General features: G+C 33.6%; 14 protein-coding genes and 1 tRNA gene. 13 read left to right on the top strand and 2 right to left on the bottom strand.

Annotation, left to right across the window (positions count from 1 at the left end):
• Positions 1-63: 63 nt before the first annotated feature.
• The 9 genes from FC72_RS03025 to FC72_RS02985 all read left to right on the top strand — a co-directional run bounded on the left by FC72_RS03025 (position 64) and on the right by FC72_RS02985 (position 7,953).
• Positions 64-1,248, top strand: coding sequence for an aminotransferase class I/II-fold pyridoxal phosphate-dependent enzyme (locus FC72_RS03025; RefSeq protein ID WP_083480734.1), 1,185 nt, complete (start codon positions 64-66; stop codon positions 1,246-1,248).
• A gap of 153 nt (positions 1,249-1,401) precedes the next feature.
• Entirely contained in the window at positions 1,402-2,727 is a 1,326-nt protein-coding gene (locus FC72_RS03020) for a glycosyltransferase family 39 protein (protein ID WP_235805137.1), read from the top strand.
• Positions 2,720-3,673, top strand: a complete 954-nt coding sequence (locus FC72_RS03015) for a glycosyltransferase family 2 protein (protein ID WP_057764647.1) — start codon at positions 2,720-2,722, stop codon at positions 3,671-3,673. Before FC72_RS03020 ends, FC72_RS03015 begins: the two co-directional genes overlap by 8 nt.
• A gap of 11 nt (positions 3,674-3,684) precedes the next feature.
• On the top strand, positions 3,685-4,116 hold the full coding sequence (locus FC72_RS03010; RefSeq protein WP_057764645.1) for a hypothetical protein: 432 nt from the start codon (positions 3,685-3,687) through the stop codon (positions 4,114-4,116).
• A complete protein-coding gene (locus FC72_RS03005; RefSeq protein WP_057764643.1) occupies positions 4,116-4,586 on the top strand; it encodes a SprT family protein in 471 nt (156 codons plus the stop codon). Before FC72_RS03010 ends, FC72_RS03005 begins: the two co-directional genes overlap by 1 nt.
• A 36-nt stretch (positions 4,587-4,622) precedes the next feature.
• A tRNA-Leu gene (locus FC72_RS03000) sits at positions 4,623-4,708 on the top strand.
• Positions 4,709-4,885: 177 nt separating this feature from the next.
• Complete coding sequence (locus FC72_RS02995; protein ID WP_057764641.1) at positions 4,886-5,395, top strand: SLAP domain-containing protein; 510 nt, start codon at positions 4,886-4,888, stop codon at positions 5,393-5,395.
• 347 nt (positions 5,396-5,742) lie between these two features.
• Positions 5,743-7,395: an aryl-sulfate sulfotransferase gene (locus tag FC72_RS02990; RefSeq protein ID WP_083480733.1), complete on the top strand. Its 1,653-nt coding sequence runs from the start codon at positions 5,743-5,745 to the stop codon at positions 7,393-7,395.
• Between the two features lie 282 nt (positions 7,396-7,677).
• Positions 7,678-7,953, top strand: coding sequence for a helix-turn-helix domain-containing protein (locus tag FC72_RS02985; protein ID WP_057764639.1), 276 nt, complete (start codon positions 7,678-7,680; stop codon positions 7,951-7,953).
• A gap of 222 nt (positions 7,954-8,175) precedes the next feature.
• Here FC72_RS02985 and FC72_RS02980 read toward each other — a convergent pair whose 3' ends face one another.
• On the bottom strand, positions 8,176-9,576 hold the full coding sequence (locus FC72_RS02980; RefSeq protein ID WP_057764636.1) for a DUF6056 family protein: 1,401 nt from the start codon (positions 9,574-9,576) through the stop codon (positions 8,176-8,178).
• 174 nt (positions 9,577-9,750) lie between these two features.
• Here FC72_RS02980 and rbsD point away from each other — a divergent pair, with 174 nt between their 5' ends.
• From rbsD to FC72_RS02960, 4 genes are all read left to right on the top strand, one after another.
• Entirely contained in the window at positions 9,751-10,146 is a 396-nt protein-coding gene (gene rbsD, locus FC72_RS02975) for a D-ribose pyranase (protein WP_057764634.1), read from the top strand.
• An 18-nt stretch (positions 10,147-10,164) separates the two neighbouring features.
• Positions 10,165-11,076 (top strand): ribokinase, encoded by a 912-nt coding sequence (rbsK, locus tag FC72_RS02970; protein ID WP_057764631.1) that lies wholly within the window; start codon positions 10,165-10,167, stop codon positions 11,074-11,076.
• A 182-nt stretch (positions 11,077-11,258) separates the two neighbouring features.
• Positions 11,259-11,459: a cold-shock protein gene (locus FC72_RS02965; protein WP_025023073.1), complete on the top strand. Its 201-nt coding sequence runs from the start codon at positions 11,259-11,261 to the stop codon at positions 11,457-11,459.
• A gap of 130 nt (positions 11,460-11,589) precedes the next feature.
• A complete protein-coding gene (locus FC72_RS02960; RefSeq protein WP_057764630.1) occupies positions 11,590-12,786 on the top strand; it encodes an MFS transporter in 1,197 nt (398 codons plus the stop codon).
• On the opposite strand, the gene FC72_RS02955 is transcribed toward FC72_RS02960, so the two are convergent.
• Entirely contained in the window at positions 12,760-13,053 is a 294-nt protein-coding gene (locus FC72_RS02955; protein ID WP_057764628.1) for a metal-sulfur cluster assembly factor, read from the bottom strand. The two genes, FC72_RS02960 and FC72_RS02955, sit on opposite strands and share 27 nt — an antisense overlap.
• Positions 13,054-13,110 lie beyond the last annotated feature (57 nt).

The following is a 13,110-nucleotide window of genomic DNA, read 5'->3' as shown; positions in this document are numbered from 1 at the left end:
GACTCATTTATGATAAAATGTAATTGTGAAATAATTATTTAACTTGTAGAAGAGGTGTCTATTTTGAAAAAAGATCCAATTTCATTAATGAAACCAGAAGTTGTTGCTATGAAACAACAAGCTATTTTTGCTTTCAATGCAAGAGCTAAATCAATGGATCATGTAATCAACATGACTATCGGGGAACCTAACTTTCCTACTCCTGAACATGTTAAAGAGGCCGCTATCAGAGCTATTAATGATAATGAAACTCATTACACAGTTCCTGAAGGCAATCATCAAGTTCTAAGAGCTGTATCTGGATACCTGAAAAAGAAATATGATTTAAACTATGATCCTGAGAGTCAAATACTGACAACAGGAGGAGTTACAGAAGGTGTATTTTCTGCCTTTAATGCCATTTTACAGCCAGGGGATGAGGTTTTGATACCTTCACCTTCATTCACCATTTATGGACCTGATGCTAAATTTAATAAGGCTACTCCAATATATTTGGATACATCTAAGACGAACTTTAAAGTTTTACCTGAAGACTTGAGATCAGTTTTGGATGCACATAAGAAGATCAAGATCTTTATGTTTAATTATCCAAGTAACCCAACAGGTGTCAGTTATTCTGAAGATGAATTGCGTGCTTTGGCAGATGTTTTGAAAGAGTATGATGTCTTTGTATTGTCTGATGAGATTTATAGTGAATTAGTTTATAACGGAAAACACGTTTCATTCCCTAAACTATTACCAGATCAGACTATCTTACTTAATGGTCTATCCAAGTCACATGCTATGACAGGATGGCGTTTTGGTATTGTCTGCGGACCTAAAGATATTATTGCTCAAATCAATAAAATACATGAACTAGCAACTACTTCAATTAGTTCTATATCACAAGCAGCAGCTCTTGAAGCATATGCTAATGGATTGGATGATCCTATTGCAATGCGTGAAAAATATCAAGAACGTAGAGATGTTTTGTATGAAGGATTGAAGAAAATTGGATTCAACTGTCCAGTTCCCGATGGAGCCTTCTACTTATTTGCCAAAATCCCTGAAAATCTTAACCAAGATGATGTACAATTAGCTAATGATATTCTTGATAACGAATGTCTAGCAATCTTACCTGGTAGCTTCTTTGGAGTCGGTGGTGAAGGTTACTTAAGACTTAGTTATGCGGTAAGTATGGAGGATATTAAAGGTTGTTTAGCTAAGTTAGGCGATTATGTAAAACTTCATAGTCAAGCAGCCGTCTAAACTTATTAAGGGATTGTTGTAAGAATTATGTTTGACAAATTGCAAAATTTTATTAGTAAATTCATTTTAATCTGTGTTGCGTTACTTATGTCAATTGTGCTCATTCAGATGGGTATCTTTTATAGTACGTTTCACATCGCTGAAGAACCAGTATTGAGTGTACTGGTTCTTATTTGTGCCATAGCTTTAGTAATTTTGGTAGGATACCTTTTAGTCAGGCTAAAAGATGACCCTAAAATAAATCGGGTCGTCTTAATAACTATGCTTATCGTGTTCTTTTTGATAGGACTATTCTGGTTAAAATTTACTCCTAATGAACAGCTAAGTGACTTTGCCACTTTTTGGGGTAAGTCACAAGACGCATTACAAGGTCGAGCAATTTATAAAACTGACAATGACTATTTTGCAAAATGGGCTTATCAAACAGGCTATTTAGTCTATGTGATGGGTATTATCAAATTGTTTGGTGCACATGTTTTAGTGCTTCAGGTTTTAAATGTTTTATATCAAACTTTGACTTTACTTGTTGTTTATAAATTAGCTATGAAAATTTTTGATAATGTTAAAATTGCACGCTTGTCTGTTTTGCTTTTGATGGTTGATTTAGATTGGTTCGCAATGAGCCCACAAAATAATAATTCCTATTTAGGAACATTATTATTCTTAGTTACATTCTATTTATTGATGCATGATAAATACTGGCACTATATTTTGGCGGGTCTTACTTTGGCATTAGGAAATGTCATTAGACCTATTGGGCCTGTGGCAATTGCTGGTATAGTTGTCTTTGCAATTTTGTATAAGTTTTATGATAAGAAAATAAATTTCCAAAATATCTTAAAATTAGCGGTAACGTTCATTATTTATTTGATGGTTTTTAGTGCGGTTGGACTTGCAATAAAATCCAGCGGACTAAATGAGTATGGAATATCTAACCGTGATTCTGAATGGAAGTTCGTTACGGGATTAGACTATAATACAAATGGTATTTATGACCAGAATGTTGTTGATTCGATCGATATGACACAAAGTCGTAAGAAGGTCAGCAAGCAAGAGTATAAAGTTATTCATGAAGAGATAAACTACTTAAATGAAAATAATAAATGGATCCCACTGTTTTGGAATAAGTTAGCAATTATGTGGGCAAATCGTTCCTCTGCAATTGATTTTGCTAATATACGACAGAACCATTCTGAAAAAGTTGTAGGCCTTGTAAATCTGGTCAGCTATATGGGAACAGTACTATTAGTAATTTTTGGATGGATAGGTTCTTTGAGACTATTTAAAATTAGTTATAATAAGAATATATTCTTATTATTATTGCCATTTATGGCATATGTGGCTGTTCAATTATTAATTGAAGTTCAAGGTCGTTATCGAATCGAATTTACGCCAGTTTGGGCTATTATAGCTGGTGTTGGATTGTATAGCATAAGTAGTTGGATAAATTCAAAGCGGAGGAAGGATCTAAGTGTTTAAGTTAAGCATAGTAGTACCTTGTTTTAACGAAGAGGAAGTTTTACATGAAACTACCAAGGAATTGAGTCAAATTATTCAAGGACTTGTTGATGAAAAAAAGATATCCTCCACTAGTAAAATAGTTTATGTTGATGATGGTAGTCGAGATAATACTTGGCAATTGATTGATCAATTTACTAATGAAAATAAATTTGTGACAGGCGTTAAGTTGAGCCGCAATTTTGGTCATCAGGGTGCACTACTTGCTGGTGTAACCACAGCATCAAAAGATTCTTCAGCTATTGTTACTATAGATGCGGATCTGCAAGATGATGTTAATGCTATTCCTAAAATGGTTGATGAATACATCAAAGGGGCAGAGGTAGTATATGGTGTTCGTAACAATCGGGATACTGACACTGCTTTTAAAAGAAATACTGCTGAGATGTTTTATAAGATAATGGGCTTTTTAGGTGTCAATTTGGTCCCTGATTCAGCCGATTTTCGTTTAATGAGCCAACGTGCTTGTGAGATTCTTTTGAGTTATCATGAGACTAATCTCTTTTTGAGAGGTATCGTACCTTTGATTGGTTTAAAAACTGCGAAGGTTTACTATGCTAGAAAAGAGAGATTTGCCGGAACATCTAAATATCCACTTCGTAAAATGCTTAAATTTGCGATGGATGGAATCACTTCATTTTCAATTGTGCCGATCAAGATGATTATGGGATTAGGATTTTTTATTGTACTGATCAGTATCTTCTTATTGATTTATACGTTAATTCAAAAGAGTAACGGTCACGTAGTGTCAGGATGGTCATCGATGATGGTTTCCATTTGGGCATTAGGTGGAGTACAGTTGATTTGTATTAGTGTTATTGGAGAATATGTCGGTAAAATATTCAGCGAAGTTAAAAATCGTCCACGTTTTACTATTGAAAAAGATACTTATACTGAAGAAAAATAGAGGTATTATTTATGAATGCAGCACAAAAAAAGGCTATGCAATATAGCAATTTGATCAATAAAACAGTTCAAACTATTGATGAACAACAAGATACTTTGAATCCTGAATTTGAAACTTTACGTAAACATTTGGATCGTGACATAATTGATAGAATCGATGACGTTGAATACGCAAAAATCAGAAGAGACTTTGATAAAGGTACTAAAATTTATCAAGATCTTTTAGTTAAGTTACAAAATGGTAAAGCCCCAGCTAGATTTATGGGAACACATATCTCTCTTGTTTCTGCTTTTAAAGATTACGTGGATGGTTGTGCCAAAATGACTGCAAGTATCGGCGAAGATAAAAAAGTGGATCGTGCTATGTTTAATGAAGCTGAAAAGCAACAAGATGAAGATATGGATAAGTTTTCAAAACAAATTCAAAAGTTGACACAAATGTAATGACAGATGAAGAATTAACAGAACTAATAAAAAAGGTTTCCCAAAAATATTTTGGGAAGCCTTTTGTTCATAAAGCAAATTTTAATGGCAGATTAAAAACAACCGGTGGCAGATTTCATCTAAAAGACAGACATATAGACATTAATCCTCGGGTTTACCAAATATATGGTATGCCAGAGCTTGTCGGTGTTATTAAGCATGAATTATGCCACTATCATTTATATAACGCTGGATTGCCAGCTAAGCATCGTGATAAAGAGTTTAAAATCCTATTGAAAAAGGTTAATGGGTTGCGCTATGCTCCTAAATTGACTACGGGCAAAAAGATGCACAAAAATATTCATTTATATGAATGTTCCAAATGTCATCTAAAATATCAAAGAGTAAGAAAACTAGATACTAGTCGCTATGTTTGTGGAAAGTGCCATGGAAAACTGAAATTTGTTAAAGATATTCAAATGTCTTCTTGATAATTATTTATGTTTTGTGTAAGATAGTAACTGCATGCGGGTATGGCGGAACTGGCAGACGCGCAAGACTAAGGATCTTGTGGAGAGTTTTCTCCGTGGAAGTTCGAATCTTCTTACCCGCATCACTAAGGCTGAATGACGATTGTCGTTTGGTCTTTTTTTTGCCCAAAATAGATTGATATATCAGCAAACTAAAAATATAACACTAAAAAATGAGCACTATTTTTGTATTTGTTTAAACATCATGATTAAATGGACTCGATATTTAAGTTAGATAGCGAAAGAAGGATTTGAGAAAAGTGAAAAGAAAAACTATTGCAGCTTTAATGCTGATAGTTTTGCTGACTTTGAGCTTTTCTTCCCTGACTAACGTGGCTAAAGCCGAATCTGTGACTCAACCTGGTTATGATGCCGAAGTAACAAGTTCAACATCAGCAACTCTATATAATTCATCCGGGGATGTTTTAAAATATGGACTAGCACACGGGAGTGACTGGAAAGTTGGGAGTACCTTAAATATCAATGGAACAGATTATTATGAAGTTTCGACTGGAGCATACTTGAGCAGTAAAGATAGTTATCTTTATCAGAATCGACCAGAAGTTATTCGGGACGAATTAGATTCTAATACCCCCGTCTATACATATAATTTTGAACCAATATCAAATGTAGCCTTAAAACCAGATACGTATTGGTATTCAGATCGTGTAATTTATTCTGGATCCATTCCATATGTTCGAGTATCAACAGACGAGTTCGTATGTTTAACAGATGTGACGCAACAAATTTTTACAGAGTATTTAAATTAGAGCGAAAAGAAACATGTTCAGCTTTCGAGCATTAAGGCAAACAGGCCTAGCAATCCAAAGGATTGTTAGGCCTGTTTGCTTTAAGCGGAAAAAGCTATGTTTCTTTTCGCGTTTATACCGCATATATGGGAAAAAAGAGAAATACAATTTTAGATTGTTATGTGATATTGTTTTAAGCTAAAAAAGCCATGTTACTTTCCACACTCAAACAGCACACTAAAAAAATAATCATGTCACAAACCCCTTGAGTTCATAAAATCTTCATAAAACATTGACTATATGCCAACATTTTATAATTAAACTATTTATATGTTTTGGGAAATAAAAACGAGGGAAAGAAGGACATAATGAAAAAGAAGTTACCGATACTAATTGTATTATTAGCCTGTTTTTCGTTAGTTATAGTCGCTTGCTCTAAAAATGGTTCAAGTGATAATGGCGTATTAACTACGGAACAGATCAAGAAAAATATTGGTTCAAAGCTAATTAAAACAAGAGAGAATTCTCAAAAGGAACTTAATAAAAAATACCAAGAGAAAGTTAAAAATACTTCATATACTTTGGATAATCCATATATGAAAGTAAATCCATATAAAACTTCTCCTTTGAGCGCATTAGTTATATTTCACACTAATAAAGCTGCTAAGATCACTTATACAGTTGAGGGTAAAAGTGATAACACCAGTTTGACTAATAAAGTCAATGGAGGATATTCTAAGACTCACCAAGTGCCAATAGTTGGCTTATATGCAAATTATAATAATACCGTTACAATTACGGCTAAGTACAAAGACGGTACTAGTGAAACGAAAACCTTAAATATTAAAACAGGTTCTTTACCTAAGTATATTAAAAATGCTAAAGTAACAGTCTCTAAGAATGATAAGTCCAAAATGGATATTGGTGATAATAAATTGACGATCATCAATAGAACAACTAAAGAACCATTTGCCATTGACGCTGATGGTGAAGTTAGATGGTATTCAACTAACTATTCACAACATACGATCGAGCAAATATCGAACGGACATATGTTAATTTTAACTAAGAAGAAGACGAGTTCAGATGTTTATAATGATTTGATTGAAACTGATGTTTTAGGGCGTATTTATAAAGAATACAGCTTTAGTTCAAGTACTAAATCAAATGATTCTGGTAATGCTAAAGATGAAACTACTGTAATTCATCATGATTTATTGGAGTTACCTAATCACGATTTATTGGCAACAGTTAGTGATGGTTCAAAATACAAAGAAGATGTCATGGTTCAAATTTCTCATAAGACCGGAAAAGTAGTAAAAGTTATCGATCTAAAGAAGATTTTGCCAAGTTCAATGTATAAAGATTACAAAGCTGGCACAGATAAGAAGATAGATTGGTTCCATCAAAATGCTGTGGATTATGACAAATCAGACAATAGTATTATTATTTCTGGGCGCAATCAGGATATGATTTTAAAGCTTGATTATAAAACTAATAAAATAATTTGGATCTATAGTGGTAAAGCTAAGGCTACATGGCCTAAGAAATATCGAGATAAGATTCTTACACCAACAAAGGGAACCACTATTACCGGTGGACAACATGGATTATATGTGTTGAAACATTCTGGAAATAGTGAGGATGTTATTTTATATGATAATAATATCAATGTAACCAATGGTAATAAGAAAACTTCGGGTAAATATTCTCAGGCAGTTCAATACCATATTGATACTAAAAAAATGACGATTGATCAAACTTGGTCTTATGGTAAGAGTTTGGGAAAAGATAATTTTACAAGTATTATTGGGTATGCACAGAGAGAATCTAATGGAAATACTTTAATCGATTTTGGATTTAAGAAAAATGGTGATGAGAGTAACATTATTGAGGTAGATGCTGATGGAAATCAAGTATTCAATGTTACTGTAAAGAACGCTGCTTCAAAAGCATATGCATATAGAGCTTATCGAGTACCATTTTATTCAAATAATTATGTATTTGATGTTAATAAATAATAAAAAGGGAAATTTCATTTTTATGAAATTTCCCTTTTTTCTTGAATTTAAAAGAAACTTTATATAGAATGATATATACTTAAAAAGTGAATGCCCCCATTTGATGAAGTGAATTATAACGTAATATAACCAATAATTGTACCATAAAACGGTTCGCTAAAATTATCAAATAACATTAATGATTCTTTTAAAATTTAGTATAAACAATGTATGATTAAAGTGGATAATAAAGTAAAACAGTTTATATTAAAGTTATATATTGCTAAAGAGGATGGGGAAATCATGAAAAGAGAAAAGTTTGAACGGTTATTGGAAGAACAGGCACATAATCCTCAAGCCAAGATTTCATTTGAAATTGAAAAAGTTAAATTAGACGTGGCAACTTTAGTAATAGAAACTAGAAGAGAGGCTGGTATTACTCAGTCTGAATTGGCAGCCCGCGTTAAAGTTCCTCAATCAACAGTTGCAAGAATTGAAAACTGTGAAAATACGAGTATCGATACTTTAAGTAAAGTAGCTTCGGCTTTGAATAAGAAGTTGATTGTGAGTTTTGAATGAGATTATACAAAATAAAACATATCTTTTACACTTAGATAAAATAAGGGGTCGTGACATAAGTCACAACCCCTATTTTCGTCTACGAACTTTTATATCCTAAACGTGCAACAAAAAGCTGCAACCTCCACATAGCTACGAACCACAAATGATTGATAGTGCCAATCATTCGTGTCTCTAGGCTATGCTCCGGTGGCAAACCGCCTTTTGTCACACTCCCTTATTTTATCTGTCATTTTTTTCATTGATAAGTTTAACTTTAGTTTTGATTTGCTTATCAAATTCTTTCATCAAGTTATCTCCATTTGAAGCCTTGGATTTAGCCTTACGCATTGCGTCTGTCCAATCCCAATAATTGATAGCGACAAATTTACGATCAGGATGACGAACATATAAAGAATTATAAACAGCATCATTTTCAACTGGAGCTGGCAACCATATATAGTTAGTATCACGATACTGTAACCTATAGTAGGTATCACGTTTAACTGTATTCTGATAGTTAGTATAGTCGATTGAAGTATTGAAACTGTGACCATAGTCATGTGCTAGATAATCCATTCTTATACCAACGATCAAGAAAATAATCGTCATCAATGGAAGAAGAAATTTTTCGAAGCGCTCTGTAATTATGTCGAGATTTATAGCTATTATAGCTGCGCAAAAAACAAAACTAGCAAACATACATCTGGAACCAAATGGTGATACAACGACGAATGGAAGAACAGCAATAGCTGCAAATGCTAATAAAGTGTAGTTTACCATCTTACGTTTAAAGTCTTTTAAGTGATATGTATAAAAGATAACAGCACCGATGAAAATTATAGCGGCAAGAGCAATTAATGCTAAAAACTTTGGTGTGTATGTATGGCGCATGTACCCAATAATAGTATCGCCAGCACCTGAACCAGTAACATTACGGTAGCTATCTTTACCAATCAATATTTTCATGTAGGCACCGTTAATGAACATTAGAATGGCACCAATGAAATTACCTAATAAAATATAATTGAATAGTTTTTTTGCACCATCGTAAAAATGATTTCTAAAGAATAACCAAATTACAACACTGATGAAGCAGTTTAGAAGTGTCATATGTTCAGCAAATAGTTGCGTTAATATAGAAGCTAAAAATGTTAAGAAGGTAATAGTTCTATAATAATGGACTTCTTTTTTATCATAATTTTTAATGAATAAATATATCAAAAGTAGTGGAAAAATAACTGATGGAACGTAATTGGCGAATCCAGCGTGCCATCCCAAAGTTTGTCTAAATATTGACTTTGGAGAAATTATCAAGAAGATGGCCATGATCGATGCGGTGAATAAACCAATAAATTTCGGTTTACTTAATTGATCTTTGATCTTTTGAATCATAAAAACGATCAATGTCGAGAATAAACCATAGGCGACAAATGCTACTGGTTTGACTTTTGTCATGACGATGACTAATAAGTCTCCCAGATAGCGGCCATCATATGTAAGGAAGTGTCCTTGAGGGAAATAGTTATTTCCCCAATAACTGCCCCAGTTAAGATCATCTCCGGTAAGCGGCATCCAATAACCGATTAGTCCAAAAACGATAAATAAAATAAAATAAAAGCTTAATTTTGTTGTTCGTTTCATTTAAAAATATCCTTAATCTATATTATCTCTAATAAGGATAGCTTTATTCCTTAATTCAAGCAATAAATTATTTTGATAAATTGGAGCGTACCAATTTACCAAAATCTATTTACTAACAAAATTTATGATGTTAGAATATTAATGGAAACGATTACAGAAAAAGGTGACTATTTCATGAAAAAGACAAGAGTTATTAATTCTAATATTTCACGTGTCATAGCTCAAATGGGGCATTTTGATACATTAAGTATTGGAGATGCAGGAATGCCAGTACCTGAGGGTACAGAAAAAATTGATTTAGCTGTAGAAGCCGGACTTCCTAGTTTCATACAAGTTCTTGAAAATATTTTGAGCGAATTACAAGTTCAAAAGGTATACTTAGCTGAAGAAATAAAATTGCAAAACCCAGAACAACTCAAGGCAGTGAAAGATGCTGTTGGTGATACACCAATTGAATTTATTCCACACGATCAAATGAAAAAAGATTTGAAAACTACTAAGGCTTTTGTTCGTACTGGTGAAGAAACACCTTATTCCAACATTATTTTGGAAAGTGGCGTTGTATTTTAATTACTGAGAGGGATTTACATGAAAAAAATAGTTGTATTAGGATCAATTAATATTGATACGATTCTAAATATCGAAAGACTTCCATTACCAGGTGAGACTATGGCGATGCACGATCGTTCTATTGCCGGTGGTGGTAAAGGAGCAAACCAAGCTATTGCAGCAGCTCGTGCAGGTTCTGAAACATCTTTTATAGCTAAAATTGGTAAAGATCATGCCGCTGATTTTATGATGGATACATTTAAAAATGATGGATTAAATATTGATCATGTTACAATTGACGATAAAGCTGGAACAGGTAAAGCATATATACTATTAGACGAACATGGTCAGAATAGTATCTTGATTTACGGAGGAGCAAATCAAGCGGTCACAACCAAAGATATTGACGATGCGGCTAATGCAATAAGTGAAGCTGATTGTCTAATTGCTCAATTTGAAGTACCGATTCCTGCAATTACAGAAGCATTTAAGATTGCTAAAGAAAATAATGTCTTAACGATTTTAAATCCAGCTCCAGCTAAGCAAGATATTCCGGCTGAATTGCTTAAATTAACTGATATTATTGCTCCTAATGAAACTGAAGCTGAAGCTATTACAGGTATTAAGGTAGTCGATGAAGCCTCTATGATAGCTGCTGCTGATAAGATGCATGAGATGGGTATCGAAATTGTCTTGATCACAGTTGGTTCTAAAGGTTCATTCTATTCATTAGAAGACCACAGTTATGGATTTGTCGATGCATTTAAGGTAAAGGCTGTTGATACAACAGCTGCCGGAGATACATTTATTGGATATTTAGCATCACAACTAAATAAAGATTTGGATAATTTGGTGGGTGCTATGAGATTTGCTAATAAAGCATCTTCAATCACGGTTCAAGAGAAGGGTGCACAAAATTCTATCCCTTATCATAATCAGGTAGAATTTTAAAAATCCGAATTATTTTAGGAGTTTGCGCTGTAATGATTGTAAAGCGCCGAAATCCATGTTAGAATAAATGTTGTATTTTTGAATGGTTAATGGTTCGAATGGTTTTGGTTTCTGAAGACTTTCTTCCATGATGTACCACGAAATAATGCACAAATATATGAATTATCAGGAGGAACAGTCTGATGGAACACGGAACAGTTAAATGGTTTAACGCCGAAAAAGGTTATGGTTTTATTACACGCGAGGATGGTAGTGATGTATTCGTACATTTCTCAGCAATCCAAGGCGACGGTTACAAGACTTTGGAAGAAGGTCAAGCCGTTACATTCGATATCGAAGATAGCGATCGCGGACCACAAGCATCAAACGTTGTTAAGGCATAATAACTTATAATAATGTTTTAAAAGCCGACTCATATGAGTCGGCTTTTTTTGTTCTAAATAATAAATTTACAAAAATTAAATATTTCGTATACATAACTATCTTAAAATATTTTTCATGTGAGGTTATTATATGGAAAATTGGAAGAGAAACTTTAAAGTTTTATGGTTTGGTAGCATGCTCATAGATATGGGAAATGCTATGACTTTGCCCTTTATAGTTTTGTTTATAGATACATTAGGTGAATTTACTCGTTCTCAGAGTAATATGTATGGCGCCTTGGCCTTTTCTTTAACTTATTTTTTTAAAGCGTTGGCGGCTCCTTTTTGGGGTAAATTAGCTGATCAAAAAGGACGTAAGTTAATGTGCTTAAGGGCCTCTGGAATTATGACGTTAACGATTCTTTTAGTTGGATTATCACCAAATGTATGGTGTGTTCTACTATTTAGAAGCCTTCAAGGTGTTTTTTCGGGGTACATAAATAATGCCAACGCACTTATATCTACAAGTGTTCCTGAAAATATTCGTGGCAAATCAATGAGTAAATTAGTTACTGGAAGTATAACCGGTACTTTGATAGGTCCAGTTATTGGTGGATTTCTTGTCGCAATAACTGGATATCGTGAGGCCTTTTTTGTTACTAGTGTTGTTATGGGGATAGTTTTCGTTACAACCCTAATTTTGGTTAAAGAAGATTTTCATCCCATTACTAGGGATGAATTACGACCATTAAAACCTGAAATGGCTCGTATTGGTTGGGGATTTTTCTTTGCTTTATTGACTAGTCTTTTTGCTATTCAAGTCACAATTGCTTCGGTTACGCCGATGATCAGTTTGTTAGTTAAAGAAATTTTGCCCATTGGTTATAACTTAAATATAACAACAGGGTTAGTAGCAGCAATGCCTGGCCTAGCCACTATTATTATGGCGGGACTTGTCGGTGGAATTCTGGATAAAATTGGGGCTCCAAAAAGTTTGATTATCTTTATGGGGTTAGCGGTTTTATGTTTAGTGATGACAAGTCTGATTCAAAATGTTTGGCAACTAGCTTTTTTTAGATTATTAGTTGGAATAACTGATGCGGCGCTTTTACCGGCCTTACAAGTTATGACGGTTCAAACGGTTCCTAGTTTTATGTTTGGCAGGATTTTTAGCTTTAATCAGTCTGCACAATCCATGGGAAGTGTTGTAGGCCCGATTTCTGCCGCAATAATCTCCAGCGGCTTTGGTTATAAGTCGATTTTTTTATTCGGAGCGATTATTGAAATGAGTGCTCTGTTAATTTGGATTTTATATTATCGATTACATACCCAAAGACAAACGAGCTAATTTTGTCATCTTTTCTTTAGTCCAAGCTGGTGTCCAGACTAAGTTTATATTGCATTGAGTTACGCCATCGAGATTTTCGATGGTTTTTTTTATTTTATCAACAATACTTTCCCCATACTGGCAACTTCTTGTTGGCATGGTCATCGTAATTTTACAAATAGTGTCGCTCAATTCGATATTGTAAATTAATCCTAAGTTAACGATGTCAATTTCCATGTCGGGATCGATTATTGTGGATAAAACTTGTTTGATTTCATTTGTGCTCATTGTAAAACTCCTCTCATATATTCTATTTTGTCATAATTTTTTCAAAACTATCGGCTA

The sequence above is a fragment of the Companilactobacillus tucceti DSM 20183 genome, from assembly GCF_001434665.1.
GTDB lineage: Bacteria > Bacillota > Bacilli > Lactobacillales > Lactobacillaceae > Companilactobacillus > Companilactobacillus tucceti.
This window is presented reverse-complemented; position numbering and strand designations above follow the sequence as displayed.